General features: G+C 71.0%; 18 protein-coding genes. 11 read left to right on the top strand and 7 right to left on the bottom strand.

The window, feature by feature from the left end; all coding sequences use genetic code 11:
- Positions 1–11 precede the first annotated feature (11 nt).
- The 4 genes from F1734_RS17270 to F1734_RS17255 all read right to left on the bottom strand — a co-directional run bounded on the left by F1734_RS17270 (position 12) and on the right by F1734_RS17255 (position 4,314).
- Complete coding sequence (locus F1734_RS17270; protein ID WP_119699871.1) at positions 12–1,466, bottom strand: DEAD/DEAH box helicase; 1,455 nt, start codon at positions 1,464–1,466, stop codon at positions 12–14.
- A gap of 175 nt (positions 1,467–1,641) precedes the next feature.
- Complete coding sequence (locus tag F1734_RS17265) at positions 1,642–2,088, bottom strand: molybdenum cofactor biosynthesis protein MoaE (RefSeq protein WP_010594651.1); 447 nt, start codon at positions 2,086–2,088, stop codon at positions 1,642–1,644.
- Positions 2,081–3,127 (bottom strand): bifunctional molybdenum cofactor biosynthesis protein MoaC/MoaB, encoded by a 1,047-nt coding sequence (gene moaCB / locus F1734_RS17260; RefSeq protein ID WP_010594650.1) that lies wholly within the window; start codon positions 3,125–3,127, stop codon positions 2,081–2,083. The genes F1734_RS17265 and moaCB overlap by 8 nt, the downstream gene beginning before the upstream one ends.
- Positions 3,124–4,314, bottom strand: coding sequence for a molybdopterin molybdotransferase MoeA (locus tag F1734_RS17255; RefSeq protein WP_043805479.1), 1,191 nt, complete (start codon positions 4,312–4,314; stop codon positions 3,124–3,126). Before F1734_RS17255 ends, moaCB begins: the two co-directional genes overlap by 4 nt.
- A 119-nt stretch (positions 4,315–4,433) precedes the next feature.
- Here F1734_RS17255 and moaA point away from each other — a divergent pair, with 119 nt between their 5' ends.
- The gene (gene moaA / locus F1734_RS17250; protein ID WP_010594648.1) at positions 4,434–5,495 is read left to right on the top strand and encodes a GTP 3',8-cyclase MoaA; all 1,062 of its coding nucleotides are present in this window, start codon (positions 4,434–4,436) and stop codon (positions 5,493–5,495) included.
- Complete coding sequence (locus tag F1734_RS17245; RefSeq protein ID WP_010594647.1) at positions 5,488–5,748, top strand: MoaD/ThiS family protein; 261 nt, start codon at positions 5,488–5,490, stop codon at positions 5,746–5,748. Before moaA ends, F1734_RS17245 begins: the two co-directional genes overlap by 8 nt.
- Before the next feature lie 30 nt (positions 5,749–5,778).
- On the opposite strand, the gene nadE is transcribed toward F1734_RS17245, so the two are convergent.
- Positions 5,779–6,618 (bottom strand): ammonia-dependent NAD(+) synthetase, encoded by an 840-nt coding sequence (gene nadE / locus F1734_RS17240; RefSeq protein ID WP_010594646.1) that lies wholly within the window; start codon positions 6,616–6,618, stop codon positions 5,779–5,781.
- 75 nt (positions 6,619–6,693) lie between these two features.
- Between nadE and F1734_RS17235 the strand changes: the two genes are divergently transcribed.
- Together F1734_RS17235 and F1734_RS17230 are read left to right on the top strand one after the other, a co-directional pair.
- Complete coding sequence (locus F1734_RS17235; RefSeq protein ID WP_010594645.1) at positions 6,694–7,467, top strand: fructosamine kinase family protein; 774 nt, start codon at positions 6,694–6,696, stop codon at positions 7,465–7,467.
- Positions 7,464–8,012 carry a nucleosidase gene (locus tag F1734_RS17230; RefSeq protein WP_010594644.1) on the top strand — a complete coding sequence of 183 codons (549 nt, stop codon included), beginning with the start codon at positions 7,464–7,466 and terminating at the stop codon, positions 8,010–8,012. The genes F1734_RS17235 and F1734_RS17230 overlap by 4 nt, the downstream gene beginning before the upstream one ends.
- A gap of 9 nt (positions 8,013–8,021) precedes the next feature.
- Here F1734_RS17230 and F1734_RS17225 read toward each other — a convergent pair whose 3' ends face one another.
- Positions 8,022–8,813 carry an META domain-containing protein gene (locus F1734_RS17225; protein WP_026137785.1) on the bottom strand — a complete coding sequence of 264 codons (792 nt, stop codon included), beginning with the start codon at positions 8,811–8,813 and terminating at the stop codon, positions 8,022–8,024.
- A 5-nt stretch (positions 8,814–8,818) separates the two neighbouring features.
- Entirely contained in the window at positions 8,819–9,448 is a 630-nt protein-coding gene (locus F1734_RS17220; protein WP_017680843.1) for a TetR/AcrR family transcriptional regulator, read from the bottom strand.
- 87 nt (positions 9,449–9,535) lie between these two features.
- On the opposite strand from F1734_RS17220, the gene F1734_RS17215 reads away from it, so the two are divergent.
- From F1734_RS17215 to nrdE, 7 genes are all read left to right on the top strand, one after another.
- Entirely contained in the window at positions 9,536–10,096 is a 561-nt protein-coding gene (locus tag F1734_RS17215; RefSeq protein WP_017680842.1) for an NAD(P)H-dependent oxidoreductase, read from the top strand.
- Between the two features lie 140 nt (positions 10,097–10,236).
- Positions 10,237–10,785, top strand: coding sequence for a 2Fe-2S iron-sulfur cluster-binding protein (locus tag F1734_RS17210; protein ID WP_010594640.1), 549 nt, complete (start codon positions 10,237–10,239; stop codon positions 10,783–10,785).
- Positions 10,782–11,771, top strand: coding sequence for an FAD binding domain-containing protein (locus F1734_RS17205; protein WP_010594639.1), 990 nt, complete (start codon positions 10,782–10,784; stop codon positions 11,769–11,771). The genes F1734_RS17210 and F1734_RS17205 overlap by 4 nt, the downstream gene beginning before the upstream one ends.
- Positions 11,768–13,882 (top strand): xanthine dehydrogenase family protein molybdopterin-binding subunit, encoded by a 2,115-nt coding sequence (locus tag F1734_RS17200; protein ID WP_203010810.1) that lies wholly within the window; start codon positions 11,768–11,770, stop codon positions 13,880–13,882. The genes F1734_RS17205 and F1734_RS17200 overlap by 4 nt, the downstream gene beginning before the upstream one ends.
- A 193-nt stretch (positions 13,883–14,075) precedes the next feature.
- A complete protein-coding gene (locus tag F1734_RS17195; RefSeq protein WP_003936942.1) occupies positions 14,076–14,306 on the top strand; it encodes a redoxin NrdH in 231 nt (76 codons plus the stop codon).
- A gap of 70 nt (positions 14,307–14,376) precedes the next feature.
- Positions 14,377–14,805: a class Ib ribonucleoside-diphosphate reductase assembly flavoprotein NrdI gene (nrdI, locus tag F1734_RS17190; protein ID WP_010594637.1), complete on the top strand. Its 429-nt coding sequence runs from the start codon at positions 14,377–14,379 to the stop codon at positions 14,803–14,805.
- A gap of 91 nt (positions 14,806–14,896) precedes the next feature.
- The gene (nrdE, locus tag F1734_RS17185) at positions 14,897–17,062 is read left to right on the top strand and encodes a class 1b ribonucleoside-diphosphate reductase subunit alpha (RefSeq protein ID WP_017680840.1); all 2,166 of its coding nucleotides are present in this window, start codon (positions 14,897–14,899) and stop codon (positions 17,060–17,062) included.
- Positions 17,063–17,086 lie beyond the last annotated feature (24 nt).

The following is a 17,086-nucleotide window of genomic DNA, read 5'->3' as shown; positions in this document are numbered from 1 at the left end:
CCGGGGTTTGTCTACCCCCGCGCGACGGTCGCCGACGTGCGGTTCGGGCGACGACGGCGGCTGCCCGGCTGTGCGCCGCGTTCCTGCCGAGCCGCCGGCTGCTCCTGCCGCGACGAGCTCTGCTGCCGGGCGGCACCGCCGCCGTGCTGTCGGGCGGCACCGCCGCCGTGCTGTCGGGCGGCACCGCCGCCGTGCTGCCGGGCACCGCGCTGAGCGGTCGCCCCGCTGCCGCCGCGTCGGGCCGGCCGTCGCGATGCGCCACCCGAGGGAGCCGCGGCCTGCTTGGCCGACGGTGCCACGTGCGGGGCGATCTCGCCGACCAGGTCCAGCACGTGCTCCGACTTCGCCGTCACCCGTACCGGGGTGACCTTGATCGCAGCCTTGCGCATGATGACGGCGAGATCCTTGCGCTGTTCCGGCAGGACCACGGTCACGACGTCGCCGGTGCTCCCGGCGCGGGCCGTACGACCCGAGCGGTGCAGGTACGCCTTGTGTTCGGCCGGCGGGTCCACGTGCACCACCAGTTCCACGTCGTCGACGTGCACGCCGCGGGCCGCGACGTCGGTGGCCACGAGCACCCGCGCCTCCCCGGAGGAGAACGCCGCGAGGTTGCGGTCGCGTGCGTTCTGCGACAGGTTGCCGTGCAGATCGACGGCGGGAATGCCGGACTCGGTGAGCTGACGGGCAAGCTTGCGGGCCTGATGCTTCGTGCGCATGAACAGGATTCGCCGGCCCGTGCCGGAGGCCAGGGTCCGCACGAGGTCCTTCTTCGTGTCGGCGTTGTCGACGTCGAACACGTGGTGCGTCATCGCCGCGACCGGGGAGTGCGCCTCGTCGACCGAGTGCAGCACCTCGTTGCGCAGGAACCGCGTGACGAGCTTGTCGACCCCGTTGTCCAGCGTGGCCGAGAACAGCAGGCGCTGACCGCCCTTCGGTGTCGCGTTCATGATCCGCGTCACGCCGGGAAGGAAGCCGAGATCGGCCATGTGGTCGGCCTCGTCGAGCACGGTGATCTCCACCGCGTCGAGTGTGACGAACTTCTGCCGCATCAGGTCCTCGAGCCGGCCCGGGCAGGCGATCACGATGTCCACGCCGCGGCGCAGCGCGTCGACCTGACGGTTCTGCGAGACCCCGCCGAAGATGGTGGTCACCCGCAGCCCGGCGACCCGCGCAAGGGGTTCGACGACCGCGGCGATCTGCGTGGCCAGCTCGCGGGTAGGGGCCAGCACCAGTCCACGCGGGCGGCCCGCGGCGCGGGTGGCGCCGCCGGCCAGGCGCGCGGTGAGCGGGATGGAGAACGCCAGCGTCTTGCCACTGCCCGTGCGGCCGCGGCCGAGCACGTCACGGCCGGCCAGCGTGTCGGGCAGCGTGTCGACCTGAATCGGGAACGGGCTGGTGATGCCGTTGTCGTTCAGGGACGCCACCAGGGTCCGGGGAACGCCGAGGTCGGAGAAGGAAACGGTCATAGGTACAGAACTGCCTTTCGATGCAGCGTGCACGCACTCCGAGACGATCTCGGAGGGCGCAGTGGATCGCCGCAAGGAAAGCCGATGCCGGTGTTGCATGCGGAGCCGGGCACGATCCCGGCCCGCCGGTATCCCACGACGGTGGGCATCGTCGTGATGCCCGAACTACCGCAGCCTACCCCACGCCGGGATGCTCGTCGGCGCACGCGTCGAGACCCACCCACTCGGACAGACCGTCGTCGAATCGCTGCCGCTTCCAGATGGGGACCTCGCGTTTGATGCGTTCGACCAGTTCGGCGCACACGGCGAAGGCTTCGGCCCGGTGCGGTGCCGCCGCCGCCGCTACCAGCGCGAGATCGCCGATGGTGAGATCGCCCACTCTGTGGACCGCGGCGACCGGCAGTCCCGAATCGGCAGCCACCTGTTCGCAGCAGCGGCGCAGGAAGTGCTCCGCCTCGGGATGGGCCTGGTACTCCAGCGCCTCGACCGAGCGCCCCCCGTCGTGGTTGCGCACCACGCCGCTGAACACCACGACCGCGCCGTGCTCCGGGCCGGCCACGGCGGCGTCCACGGTTCCCGGATCGAGCGGTTCGCTCGAGATCCGCGCCAGCAGTTCACTCATGCGCCCCTCCTCCGGCGACCTGAGCCAGCAGGTGGCCGAGAATCGGCTCGAGCACCGCCAGCCCGTCCTTCACGCCGCCCGGCGAGCCGGGCAGATTGACCACGACCGTGCGGCCCACGAGTCCGGCCACACCGCGCGACAGCGACGCGTGCGGGGTGACCTGCAGGCCGCGCAGGCGGATGGCCTCGGCGACCCCCGGCAGCTCGCGGTCCAGCAGTGCCAGCGTCGCTTCCGGCGTCGCATCCGTCGGGGAAGCACCGGTCCCACCGGTGGAGATCACGAGTGCGGGATCGCCGGCGAGCGCATCCTCGAGTCCCCACGCGATGTCCGCGTCGGCGTACACCAGCGGACCGCGCACCGTGAAGCCGCGCGTCTCGAGGAATTCCGCGATCAGCGGGCCCGTCCTGTCCTCCCGCGTACCGGCGGCCACACCCGTGGACGCGACGAGCACCGTCGCCGGTGCGCCCGTCTGCTCGACGAACTCGGCGTCCTCCGGCGCGACGGTCCCGGCCTCCCCGGCAGTGGTGGTCTCCTCCTCGCGACGACGCCAGTGCCCGCGTTTGCCGCCGTCCTTCGAGAGCAGCCGCACCCCGTTCAGCACCGCGGCGGGGTCGACGGCCTTGACCATGTCGTGCAGCGTCAGCCCGGCCACCGCGACGGCGGTGAGGGCTTCCATCTCGACGCCCGTGGGGCCCTTCGTCTTTGCCGTGGCTTCGATCGTGATCGCGTTGCCGGTGAACCCGAAGGTGACCTGCACCGACGACAACGCGAGCTGGTGACACAGCGGAATCAGCTCCCACGTGCGCTTCGCCGCAGCGATCCCGGCGATCCGCGCGGTGGCGAGCACGTCCGCCTTGGGCATGTCGTCGGCCCGCACCAGCGACACCACCTCCGCGGTGGTGACGAGCTCGCCGGCGGCGACCGCGACGCGGGCGGTGTCGGACTTGCCGGACACGTCGACCATCCGGGCGCGGCCACGGTCGTCGAGGTGGCTCAGCGGCCCGCTGTCGGGCGTGGTGACGTCGTGCGGTTCGGTCATAGCGGCAGCACCCTTACGAGTTCTCCGGGTTCGAGGCCCGTGGTGTCGGCGGGGATGTCGAGCAGCACATCCGCGGTGGCCATCGCGGCGATCAGGTGGGACCCGGCACCGGGGATCGCCACCACGGCGTCGCCGTCGCGCCGTCCGCGCAGGAACTGACGCTTGCCGGGAACGGAGGCGAGACTCGTTGCCAGAGGGCGCTTCTCGGGGTCGATCGCGGGCAGGCCCGCGGCGGAGCGCAGCACCGGCCTCGCGAACACCTCGAACGAGACCAGTGCGCTGACCGGATTGCCGGGAAAGGTCAGCACCGGTACCGCATCCACGAGCGCCGTGCCCTGCGGTCCGCCCGGTTGCATCGCCACGGAGACGAACTCGGCACCGCGCGGGCCGAGCACGTCCTTGACGACTTCGAAGTCGCCTTTCGACACCCCACCCGAGGTGAACACCACCTCGGCCACGGAGGCAGCGTGCGCGAGTTTCGCTGCGAACACCTCCGCGTCGTCGCCGCTGCGATCCACCGAGACCACCAGCGCGCCGTTGGCGGCCGCGCCGGCGGCCAGGGCCGGCCCGTTCGAGTCGTGGATCCTGCCCGTCGCGAGAACGCTGCCGCCGGGCACCAGTTCGCTGCCGGTCGAGATCACCGCCACGCGCGGCCGGGTGCGGACGGGCACGTGGGTGAGACCGACGGCGGCGAGGGCCGCGACGTGCCGGGCGGCGACGACGGTCCCCGCCGGCAGCAGGGGGCGGCCGCGACCGATGTCGCTGCCGCGTTCGCGCACGAACGCGCCCGGGGCGGGCGCTGTGCGCACGGTGACGTGACCTCCGCCGTCGGTCACGGTGTCTTCGACCGGGACGACGGCATCGGCGCCGACGGGCAGCGGCGCCCCGGTCATGATCTTCGTCGCAGTTCCCGGCACGTGCGTCGACTCGCCGTCACCGGCTGCCAGGACGGCACGAACGGGCAGGGTCACCGGTGCGGTGGTGACCGACGCCGTGTCGACCGCGTAGCCGTCCATCTGGGAGTTCCGGAAGGTGGGCAGGTCGATCGGAGCGACGAGGTCCTCGGCCAGTACCCGGCCGAGCGCCTCGAGCAGCGGGACCGGCTCGGTGCCGCGGATCAGCAACGGGGAGAGCAACGTCGCCACGTGTCGCGCATGCTCCTCCACCGACCGCCTGCCGCCCGCCATGGACCAATCCTAGGCACATCGGTCACGGCGCCGTGCGGCCTCGTCCGGGTCGTGTCCGTGCTCCTCCCACGCGACGGGGCGCGCGACGGCATACTGAGGGTCATGAGGACGGAGGCCCGATGACGGCGGTGCACGTGGGGATCCCGGCGGTGCGCCCTGCCGCGGCCGACGACGTCTCCGACCGGCCCGACACCCCCGTGCTGCTGGACCGGTTCGGGCGCGTCGCCCGCGACCTGCGGGTGTCGATCACCGAGAAGTGCTCGCTGCGGTGCACGTACTGCATGCCCGAGGAGGGTTTGCCGGCGATCCCGCGGGAGCGGCTGCTCAGCGCCGAGGAGATCGTCCGTCTCGTGGCCGTCGCGGTGCACCGGCTCGGTATCCGGGAGGTCCGCTTCACCGGCGGCGAACCGCTCATGCGGCGGGACCTCGAGCGGATCGTCGCCGGGTGTGCCCGTGCCGTCCCCGGCATCCCGCTGGCGGTGACGACCAACGCGGTCGGTCTCGCCCATCGTGCCCAGGCGCTGGCGGAGGCGGGCCTGACCCGGGTCAACATCTCCCTCGATTCGGTCGACCGCGCGCGGTTCGCGCAGCTGACCCGGCGTGACCGGCTCGATTCGGTGCTGGACGGGATCCGCGCCGCCAAGGCGGCGGGGTTCGCGCCGGTGAAGGTCAATGCCGTGCTGATGCCGCAGACCCTGGACGGGGCTACGGACCTGCTGGCCTGGTGCCTCGACGAGGGCGTGCAGCTGCGGTTCATCGAGCAGATGCCGCTCGACGCCGACCACGAGTGGGCCCGCGCGAACATGGTCCCCGCGCAGCGGCTGCTCGACGTGCTGGCCGCCCGTTTCTCCCTCACCGAGGTGGGGCGCGAGGATCCGTCCGCGCCGGCCGAACGCTGGGCGGTCGACGGCGGGCCCGCGACGGTCGGCATCATCGCGTCGGTGACCCGGTCGTTCTGCTCCGACTGCGACCGCACCCGCCTGACCTCGGAGGGCACCGTGCGCTCGTGCCTGTTCAGCGACCGGGAGACCGATCTGCGGGCGGCGCTGCGCGGCGGGGCGGGCGACGACGAACTCGCCGCGCTGTGGCGCGGCGCGATGTGGAACAAGTGGGCCGGGCACGGCATCGACGCGGCGGACTTCACGCCGCCGCAGCGCAGCATGGGAGCAATCGGTGGCTGAGACGACGACGGGTATCGAGGTGCGGTATTTCGCCGCGGCGGCGGATGCGGCCGGGGTGGAGAAGGAGACGGTGGCGTTGCCGCCGACGGCGGACCTGGGCGCGCTGAAGGCGGCGCTGGTCGACCGGCACGGCGCCGAGATGGCGCGCGTGCTGTCGGTGGCGGCGTTCCTGGTCGACTCCGAACTCACCCGTGACCTCGGACGCGCCGCCGGCCCGGCGGTCGACGTGCTGCCCCCGTTCGCCGGCGGCTGACGGGATCGCCCGCCCGGTGCCGGGTGCCCGTCAGCGCCACCAGGTGTCGAGCGGCGACACCGGCACGGTCCGCTTGTGGCGGGTGTTCAGGTACGTCCGTTCGAGCTTCTCGGCGAGCGCCGGGGTGACGTCCTTGCCCTCGAGGTAGTCGTCGATCTCCGCATAGGTCATACCCAGGGCCACCTCGTCCGGAAGGGCGGGCCGATCCTCCTCGAGATCCGCGGTCGGGACCTTCTGCCACGTGCTGTCGGGAGCCCCGAGTTCGCGGAGCAGGGCCGCGCCCTGCCGCTTCGTCAGGCCGGTGAGCGGGGTCAGGTCCACCCCGCCGTCGCCGTGCTTGGTGAAGAACCCGGTCACCGCCTCGGCTGCATGATCGGTCCCGACGACCAGAAGCCCGAGCTGACCGGCGATCGCGTACTGCAGGATCATCCGCTCACGGGCCTTGATGTTGCCCCGCACGAAGTCGCTCAGCTGCGACCCGTTGCCGTAGATCTCGTGCATGGCCTGCCCGGCCTCGGCGGCGGAGGCATCGGCACCGGGCTTGACGTTGATCCGCAACGAGCGGTCGGGGCCGATGAATTCCATCGCGACCTGCGCGTCGTGCTCGTCGGACTGTTCGCCGTAGGGCAGTCGCACGGCGACGAACTCGGCCTCGTGGCCCTCCGCGCGCAGTTCCTCCGCGGCGAGCTGGGCGAGGCGGCCGGCGAGTGTGCTGTCCTGGCCGCCGCTGATGCCGAGAACGAATCCCTTGGCGGAACTCGACACGACGTAGTCCTTCAGGAACTGCACGCGGGACCGGATCTCCGCCTGGGGGTCGATCGTCGGCCGGACGCCGAGTTCCTCGATGATCTGCGCGCGAAGGTTCGTCATCGTTCGAACCCTAGCGGGACGTCCGGCGGTGTGCTCGGGTGACATGCGCGGCGCGCGGCGGGCACACTCGTGACGATGAGCAGCGACCTCTTCCGCAAGCACCGGGCCGGGGCCCACCCCGACTTCTTCCGGGCAGAGGCCGCAGGGCTGGCCTGGCTCGCGGCCGCGGGCATGTCCGTCGTCGCCGTCCGCGAGGTCGCGGCGGACCACATCGATCTCGAGCGGTTGACCGAGGTGGCCCCCAGCGTCGCCGCGGCCCGGGGGTTCGGTGCGCGCCTCGCCCGCATGCACGCTGCGGGCGCCGGCGGGTTCGGTTGCCCACCGGACGGATTCGACGGCCGGCTGTTCATCGGCAAGCGCCCGATGAGCAGCACCGTCCACGCGAGCTGGGGCGAGTTCTACGTGGCGGAACGGGTCGCGCCGTTCCTGCGGATCGCGGTCGACGCCGGCAGCGTCACCGCGGCGCAGCTGCCGGACATCGAGCAGGCCTGCGCGCGCGTCGCCGCCGGCGAGTTCGACGACGACGAGTCGCCCGCCCGCCTGCACGGTGACCTGTGGAACGGCAATGTGCTGTGGACCGCCGCGGGTGTGGTGCTGATCGACCCGGCGGCGCACGGCGGTCACCGGGAGACGGATCTGGCGATGCTGGAGTTGTTCGGCTGCCCCCACTTCGACGAGATCGTCGCGGCCTACGACGCCACGTGCCCGCTGCGCGAGGGGTGGCGCGAGCGCGTGCCGATGCATCAGCTGCATCCGCTGGCGGTGCACGCGGCGGGCTACGGTGCAGGGTACGGGCGGGCGCTGCACCGGGCGGCGCTCGCGACCCTCGCGCTGGGAGAGAAGAGTTGACCGAGATCCTCGTCGTCGCCGCCACGAAGTCCGAGGCAGCGCACGTCCCGGCGCGCTACGAGACGGTGATCACCGGCATCGGCAAGGTGCACGCAGCCGTCGCGGTGACCGAGGCGCTGGCCCGGCACCGGCTCGGGACCCCGCCGACGGTGGTCAACATCGGGACCGCCGGCGCGCTGCACGTGCACCACGGCGGGCTCTACCTGCCGTCGGCGGTGATCAACCACGACATCAGCAGCGAGGTGCTGCGCAGCCTCGGCTATCCGGTCGAGGACGTACTCGAACTCGACGACGGCGACGGGACGGTGCTCGCCACGGGCGATTCCTTCGTCTCGGACGCGCAGGTGCGTGACGCGCTCGCCGCCCGCGCCGACCTCGTCGACATGGAGGGTTTCGCGATCGCTCTCGCCGCGTCCCGCATGGGCGCGCCGTGCCGGCTGGTCAAGCACGTCAGCGACCACGCGGACGAGACCGCGCTGGACTGGCCGGCCAGGGTCGACGCCAGCGCCCGCGAACTCGCGCAGTGGCTGGTGGAGCGGTACTGAACCGGCTCGTCAGCGCGCGGTGTACCCGAGACCGGTGACGCCGTCCGCGGCGGTCAGTCGCATCTGCGCGCCCTCGACCGTGTAGCGCACCTCGCCCGACAGCACGGCCAGGACGGCCGACTCGATGTCTGCGAGCTCCGGGTCGGGGCACGCCGCGCGGGTGGTGGCCAGCGGCCCGAACGTCAACGCGGTGTCTCCGACGGCGGCGTTGCCCGTGAACCGGTTGCAGCCGGTGCTGCCCGAGACCGTGCCGTCGGCGGCGACGGTCAGCGTGGGCGCGGCCTTCTCGAGGACCCGGGAGGTCGAGACCGCGGTGGCCGTGACGAGCTCGGTGAGCACCCACTGCGTGCCCACGACGGGACGGTCCGGGTCGGCGACCGTGCGGTCGAGCAGTGAGACGGACACGTCGCCGCCGTCGAGGGTCAGCACGTCGCCGTCGAGGTGCCAGCGCGGCTGCGCGGCGAACAGGTCGGACAGCCAGGTGTCGGCGCCGTCGATCGGCGGCGGGCACGACATGAGGGTGCTGGCGAGCCGATCGGCGCGCAGCACCCCGTCGGCGAGATCGACCGCGCCCACCGACCGGTTGCAGCCGGCGGTCGCGGCGATCCGGCCCGACTCGGGGAACTCCACGACGAGGGGTCCGCCGCCGGGAATCGGTGGGCCCGACACCGCGGTGGAGACGAAGGCGCGTCCCGTGAGCACGGCGGGGTCCTGGGGCGCGGTGGCGGCGCCGTCGCCCGCGCAGGCGGCCGTCGTCGCCGCCAGGGTGAGGAGCACCGAGAGCCCGAGCGTCCGCAGCATGCCGGTCACCGTACCGTCCGCCCGGCGGCGGCCGGTGCCGTGACGACGCGGCGCGCGAGGTCCGCCCACCCGTCGGCGAGCCGGTCGAGCGAATACCCGAGATCGCGCCACTGATGCAGGACCAGGGTGGCCTCGAGGGGGGCGAACAGGGACTGGGCCAGCAGCGGCAGGTCGCCGTCGACCCCCGCGGTGCGCAGCAGGAACTCGATGTGGGTCAGGCTTACCGCGCGCGCCGGGGCGTTGAACCGGGCTTCGGCGGAGCTCTCGGCGGCCCGCAGCACCTCGCCCTGCACCTCCACGAGGCGGATGCGGGCCCGGCCGAACGCGACGAGCCGGTCGACGGGATCGGCGCCGGGGCCCAGGGGCGGGGGACCGGTGAGGAACTGCTGCTGCAGTGCCTGTTCGGAGTGGTCGAGCAGGGCACGCATGAGTCCCGCGCGGGAGCCGAAGCGCCGGAAGACGGTGCCCTTGCCGACCCCGGCGCGGGCGGCGACGGCATCCATCGTGACCGCGTCGACGCCGCGTTCGGCGACGAGGAGCGAGGCCGCCTCGAGGAGCCGGCGCCGGTTGCGGGCGGCGTCGCATCGTTCGACGCTCTCGTCCCCGGCGAGCGGCAGCAGCGGAATGTCCACCACGTCACAGTACCGCCCGGGAACATAAGTGGACCGCAGTCCGTTTATAGTGGCGTCAGACCCGGACACCCGAATCGAAGGAACACTCCCATGTCCCAGACCCGCGTTCTCGCTCTCGTCGGCAGCCTGCGCTCCGCCTCCGTCAATCGCCGCCTCGCCGAGACCGCGGCCGCCGTCGCGCCGCAGGGTGTCGAGGTCGCCGTGTACGAAGGCCTCGGCGAGGTGCCCTTCTACAACGAGGACCTCGACGGCGAGCCGGGCGCGCCCACCGCCGCCGAAGCGCTGCGCGTCGCGGCGAACGAGGCCGACGCCCTCCTGCTCGTCACCCCCGAGTACAACGGCACCATCCCCGCCGTCCTCAAGAACGCCATCGACTGGCTCTCCCGCCCGTACGGCGCCGGTGCCCTGGCCGGCAAGCCCGTCGCCGTGATCAGCGCCTCGCCCAGCGGCAACGGCGCCAAGTGGGCGCTCGAGGAGACCGTCAAGGCGCTCGGCATCGCCGGCGGCCGGACCGGCCTGCAGCTGTCCATCGCCGGCACCCTCGACAAGTTCGGCGACGCCCACCCGAAGGAGAACGCCGAGGTCGCCGGGCAGATCTCCGCGCTGCTCTCCGAGCTTGCCGCCGCGCGTCGCGAGCTCGTCGACGCCTGACCCGATCACGCCTCGGACGGCCCCGGACCGCGCGCGGTCCGGGGCCGTCGGTGTCTGTGCCCGATTCCCGTCCGCGGCCGTGATTGCCGGGGCATGCTGCGGGGAATACCTCGCCAGTCCCCATCGCGACGGAGGAGCCCATGGCGCACGAGAGCGACAGTCCCGGCGAACACGAGCACACGATCACCCTGCGCGTCGACGGCCGTGAGCGCCGCTGCACCGTCGACGTGCGCACCACGATCCTCGACGCCCTGCGCGACCGGCTCGGGATCTACTCTCCGAAGAAGGGCTGCGACCACGGTCAGTGCGGCGCGTGCACGGTCCTGCTCGACTCCCGGCGCATCGTGAGCTGCCTGTCGCTCGCAGTCGCCCACGACGGCGCCGACGTCGTCACCGCCGCCGGGATCTCGGACGACGGGCCGTCGCACCTGCCCCAGGCGTTCGTCGAATGCGACGCGTTCCAGTGCGGCTACTGCACGCCGGGCCAGATCTGCTCCGCTGTCGGCATGTTCGACGAGATGGCCAAGGGTGCCCCGAGCCACGTCACCGCGGACCTCACCCAGGATCCCGAGCCGACCGACGACGAGATCCGCGAACGCATGAGCGGAAACCTGTGCCGCTGCGCGGCCTACCCGAACATCGTCGAAGCGCTCCGGCACGTCGCGCGCGGGGAAGGACACTGCTCGTGAAGACGTTCCGCTACGAGACGCCCGCCGATCCCGCCGCCGCGGTTGCCGCGGTCGCCGGCCACCCGGGCGCCGCCTACCTCGCCGGCGGCACGAACCTGGTGGACCACCTCAAACTCGGGGTCACCGCGCCCGACGTGCTCGTCGACGTCTCCCGTCTGCCGCTCGACGTCGTCGCGGAGACCGCAGAGGGCGGGCTGCGGGTGGGCGCCAACGTGCGCAACAGCGACCTGGCCGCCCACCCGATCGTCCGCCGTCGGTACCCGGTCCTGGCCCGGGCCCTGCTGGCCGGGGCGTCCCCGCAGCTGCGCAACATGGCCACCACCGCCGGCAATCTGCTCCAGCGCACCCGCTGCGTGTACTTCCGGGACCCGTCGACCCCGTGCAACAAGCGCGCCCCGGGCAGCGGCTGCACCGCACTCGGCGGCTACACCCGCTACCACGCCGTCCTCGGCGCCTCCGAACACTGCGTCGCCACCCATCCGTCGGACATGGCGGTCGCGCTGCTCGCGCTCGACGCCGAGGTGACGGTGCTCGGCGCGCAGGGGGAGCGGTGCGTTCCCGTCGAGCAGCTCTACCGGCTTCCCGGCGACAGCCCCGAGCGCGACACGGTGCTCGAGCGCGAGGAGCTGATCCTGCACGTCGAGATCCCCGCCCCCGAGGGCGCCGTCTCGACGTACCGCAAGGTGCGCGACCGGGCGTCGTACGCGTTCGCACTCGTCTCGGTGGCGGCGGATCTGACGATCGTCGACGGGCTGATCACGGGATGCCGCGTCGCTCTCGGCGGCGTCGCGCACCGGCCGTGGCGCGCCCACCGCGCCGAGCACGTCCTGCTGGGCAGCGCCCCCGGCGACGCTGTCTTCGCCGCGGCCGCCGACGCGGAACTCGCCGATGCCCGGCCCCTCGACGGCAACGAGTTCAAGGTGCCGCTGCTGCGCCGCACCCTCGTCTCGGTGCTGCGCGAACTCACCTCGGAGGCAGTCGCATGACCCCCTCGGCCCAGCGCCCGATCGGCAGGTCGACGGCGCGGGTGGACGGCCCGCTCAAGGTGGCCGGCGCCGCGCCCTACGCGTACGAGCATCCGTTCGACGACCCCGCCTACCTCGTCCCGGTCACGGCGACCGTCGCGCGGGGAACGGTGACCCGCGTCGAGACCGCCCAGGCGCTGGCCCTGCCCGGCGTACTCGCCGTTCTCACCCCGTGGGATGCGCCCCGGCTGGCGGACACATCGGAGGCCGAGTACGCGGTCCTGCAGGACCCGGCCGTCGCCTTCCGGGGGGAGATCGTCGCCGCCGTGGTGGCCGAGACACCCGAGATCGCCCGACACGCCAGCGAACTGGTGCAGGTCGAGTACGAGTCCGCACCACACGACGTCGCGTTCCGGCCCGATCATCCGCGCAGTTATGCCCCCGAACAGGCCAACGGCGGCTATCCCACCGACTCGGAGCAGGGCGACGCCGCGGCGGCCGAGGTCGCGGAGCGCGACGGCGTCGTGGTCGACGGCTGGTACTCCACACCCGAGGAGCACAACAACCCGCTCGAACCGCACACCGTCGTCGCGGTGTGGTCCGGGGAGTCGTTGACGCTGTACGACTCCACGCAGAGCACCCACGGCGTCGTCTCCACCCTGGCGCCCGTGCTGGGTCTGCGCCCCGAGCAGATGCGGGTGATCAGTCCCTACGTGGGGGGCGGTTTCGGCTCGAAGGGGGCGCCGCACGCCCACGACGTCGTGGCGGCGATGGCGGCGCGCCTGCTGCCCGGCCGGGCGGTCAAGTTCGCGGTGTCCCGGCAGGACATGTTCGGCTACGTCGGGTACCGCCCGCCCACCGTCTCGCACGTCCGGTTGGTCGCGAGCCGGGAGGGGCGGCTCGAGGCGGTGGTACACGAGGCCTTCTCGCAGTCCTCGCACGTGCGTGAGTACGCGGAGCAGACGGCGGTGTCGTCGCGGGGGATGTACGCCGCGCCGTATCGGCGTACCTCGCACCGCATCGTCGCCCTCGACGTGCCTGCTCCCTACTGGATGCGGGCACCGGGGGAGGCGCCGGGGATGTTCGCGGGGGAGGTCGCGATGGACGAGCTCGCGGTGGCGTGCGGGCTGGACCCGATCGAACTGCGAGTGCGCAATGACCCGCCCGTCGACCCCGAGTCCGGACGTCCGTGGTCGTCGCGACGGCTGGTGGAGTGCCTGCGTGAAGGTGCGCGGGTGTTCGGCTGGGATCCGGCCGACCGCACCCCCGGCACCCGCCGCGACGGCCGGTGGCTCGTCGGCACCGGAGTCGCGGCAGCGAGCTATCCGCACCTGCTCAACCCCGGCACCGAGGTCGCGGTCCGCCACGACGGTGACGGTCGCTACACCGTGCGCACGGGCGCCGCGGACATCGGGACCGGTGCGTGGACCGCGCTCACGCTCATCGCGGCCGATGCGCTCGGATGCGGACCCGAGGACATCCACCTCGAGATCGGTGACTCGGCCCTGCCGAACGCCACGGTCGCCGGCGGGTCCTCCGGCACCTCGTCGTGGGGCACCGCGATCGTCGCCGCGGCCCACGCCTTTCGCAAGCGGCACGGTGACCGGCCGGATCCGGGCGCCGAGGCCTCGGCGACGGCCGAGGAGAACCCCGCCCTCGAGCACTACCGAATCCAGTCGTTCGGCGCGCATTTCGCCGAGGTGCGGGTGGACGTCGACACCGGCGAGATCCGGGTGCCGAGGATGCACGGTGTGTTCTCGGTGGGGCGGGTGGTCAACCCCCGCACCGCACGTTCGCAGCTGATCGGCGGGATGTGCTTCGGCATCTCCATGGCGCTGCACGAGGAGAGCATCCGCGATGCCCGCACCGGGCACGTGGTCAACCACGATCTGGCGGAGTACCACATCCCCACCCATGCCGACATCGGTGACGTGGACGCGACCTGGCTCGACGAGGACGACCTGCACGCGACACCGATGGGGTCGCGCGGGGTCGGGGAGATCGGGATCGTCGGTAGCGCGGCGGCGGTCGTCAACGCCCTGTGGCACGCCACCGGGGCGCGGGTACGACGGCTGCCGGCGCGCCTCGAGGACGTGCTCCCGCACCTGCCCGACAGCGCTGCGGGCGAGTGACGACCTGGGAATATCAAGGCTGTAACTCACAACATCTCGCGTTCTATGATTCTGTCGGCCACTAGGTGTAGTGTCTAGAGCGCTGGAAGGCTTGATCGTTTCCGGTCCCTCGGGGAAGCGGGATCGCAGTGGTACGACGGGCCTCGAGGCACTGCTGTGCAGTCAGTCGTCAGGTTGCCGAAAAGGGGAAGCCATGAACATCACCGTCTACACCAAGCCTGCCTGCGTTCAGTGCAATGCCACCTACCGGGCCCTCGACAAGGCCGGTATCGAGTACTCCGTCGTCGACATCTCGGAGAACCCCGAAGCGCGGGACTACGTGATGGCCCTCGGTTACCTGCAGGCCCCCGTGGTGGTCGCCGGCGACGAGCACTGGTCGGGCTTCCGCCCGGACCGGATCAAGGCCCTCGCCGTCGCTGCCTGACCCCGTCGCGAGCCGACCCACCGCCCCTGCGGCCGGTCGCCGGACCCGAGCGAAGTGATGTGAGACATCCATGACCTCGTTGGTGTACTTCTCGAGCGCATCGGAGAACACGCACCGATTCGTCCGGCGACTGGGGTTGCCGGCCACCCGGATCCCGTTGCACGACCGGGACGGCGCCTTCGAGGTGCACGAACCGTACGTGCTGATCCTGCCGACCTACGGCGGTGGCACCACCGCAACCGGCCGGGACACGAATTTCGTGCCCAAGCAGGTGATCCGGTTCCTCAACAATCCGCACAACCGTGCGCTGATTCGCGGGGTCATCGCCGCCGGCAACACCAACTTCGGCGAATCCTATTGTTACGCCGGGGATGTGGTTTCCCAGAAGTGCAAGGTTCCGTACCTCTACCGGTTCGAACTCATGGGTACCGCCGAGGACGTCGAGCGCGTCCGGGAGGGCCTGACGCAGTTCTGGGCGCAGTCGTTGCAGTCGGCCTGACCGCGACCCCACCCGTCCACTCCATCAACGCTGCGCCGCCGTCGGGCTACGGGCGCGGCGAACCCGTCTACTCACAGTGGGAGCAAGCACCGTGACCGTCACCGATGCCGCGCCGGCAGCGAGCGCCAAGATCGACGAGTCCCTCAAGGGCCTCGACTACCACGCGCTCAACGCGATGTTGAACCTGTACGGACCCGACGGCGAGATCCAGTTCGACAAGGATGTCGCCGCCGCCCGCCAGTACTTCCTGCAGCACGTCAACCAGAACACGGTGTTCTTCCACAACCTCGACGAGAAGCTCGACTATCTCGTGGAGGAGAACTACTACGAACCCGAGGTGCTCGAGCAGTACTCCCGGCCGTTCGTCAAGCAGCTCTTCGAACACGCCTACTCGAAGAAGTTCCGTTTCCCGACGTTCCTGGGCGCGTTCAAGTACTACACCTCGTACACGCTCAAGACGTTCGACGGCAAGCGCTACCTCGAGCGGTTCGAGGACCGCGTCTGCATGGTCGCGCTGACCCTGGCCGCCGGCGACGAGCAGCTCGCGACCCACCTGGTCGACGAGATCATCTCGGGCCGGTTCCAGCCCGCGACCCCGACGTTCCTCAACTCCGGCAAGAAGCAGCGCGGCGAGCCCGTCTCCTGCTTCCTGCTGCGGATCGAGGACAACATGGAGTCGATCGGCCGCTCGATCAACTCGGCGCTGCAGCTGTCCAAGCGCGGCGGCGGAGTCGCATTGCTGCTCAGCAACATCCGCGAGCACGGCGCGCCGATCAAGCAGATCGAGAACCAGTCCTCCGGCGTCATCCCCATCATGAAACTGCTCGAGGACTCCTTCTCCTACGCCAACCAGCTCGGGGCCCGCCAGGGCGCCGGCGCGGTGTACCTGCACGCGCACCACCCCGACATCTACCGATTCCTCGACACCAAGCGCGAGAACGCGGACGAGAAGATCCGCATCAAGACCCTCTCGCTGGGCATCGTCGTCCCCGACATCACGTTCGAGCTCGCGAAGCGCAACGAGGACATGTACCTGTTCTCGCCGTACGACGTCGAGCGCATCTACGGAGTGCCGTTCGCCGACATCGACGTCACCGAGAAGTACTACGAGATGGTCGACGACAAGCGCATCCGCAAGTCGAAGATCAAGGCGCGCGAGTTCTTCCAGACCGTCGCGGAACTGCAGTTCGAGTCCGGCTACCCGTACATCATGTTCGAGGACACCGTCAATCGGGCCAATCCCGTCAAGGGCAAGATCACCCACTCGAACCTGTGCTCGGAGATCCTGCAGGTCTCCACACCCTCCACCTTCAACGAGGACCTGTCCTACAGCCATGTGGGCAAGGACATCTCGTGCAACCTGGGATCGCTCAACATCGCCAAGGCGATGGACTCGCCGGACTTCGCGCACACCATCGAGGTGGCGATCCGGGCGCTGACCGCCGTGTCGGACCAGACCCACATCTACTCGGTGCCGTCGATCGAGCAGGGCAACAACGACTCCCACGCGATCGGGCTCGGGCAGATGAACCTGCACGGCTATCTCGCCCGCGAGCGCATCTTCTACGGCTCCGAAGAGGGCGTCGACTTCACGAACATCTACTTCTACACCGTGCTCTACCACGCGCTGCGCGCGTCGAACCGGCTCGCCATCGAGCGGGGTACGTACTTCAAGGGCTTCCCCGAGTCGAAGTACGCCTCGGGCGAGTTCTTCGACAAGTACACCGACCAGGTATGGGAGCCGGCCACCGCCCGCGTGCGGCAGCTCTTCGCCGACGCCGGCGTGGCGATTCCCACGCAGGACGACTGGCGCGCGCTGAAGGCGTCGGTCCAGGAGCACGGCATCTACAACCAGAACCTGCAGGCCGTGCCGCCCACCGGGTCGATCTCGTACATCAACAACTCCACCAGCAGCATCCACCCGGTGGCGTCGAAGATCGAAATCCGCAAGGAAGGCAAGATCGGTCGCGTCTACTACCCGGCTCCCTACCTGACCAACGACAACCTGGAGTACTTCCAGGACGCGTACGAGATCGGGTACGAGAAGATCATCGACACCTACGCGGCGGCCACCCAGCACGTCGACCAGGGCCTGTCGCTGACGTTGTTCTTCAAGGACACCGTCACCACCCGCGACGTGAACAAGGCGCAGATCTACGCCTGGCGCAAGGGAATCAAGACGCTGTACTACATCCGGCTGCGGCAGATGGCGCTCGAGGGCACCGAGGTGGAGAACTGCGTGTCCTGCATGCTGTGACGAATCTTGCCGGTACACATCGAA

This window comes from Rhodococcus ruber (assembly GCF_016804345.1).
GTDB classification, from domain to species: Bacteria; Actinomycetota; Actinomycetes; order Mycobacteriales; family Mycobacteriaceae; genus Rhodococcus; species Rhodococcus ruber.
Note: the sequence above shows the minus strand (reverse complement) of the source record. Positions and strands in the feature narration are given on the sequence as shown.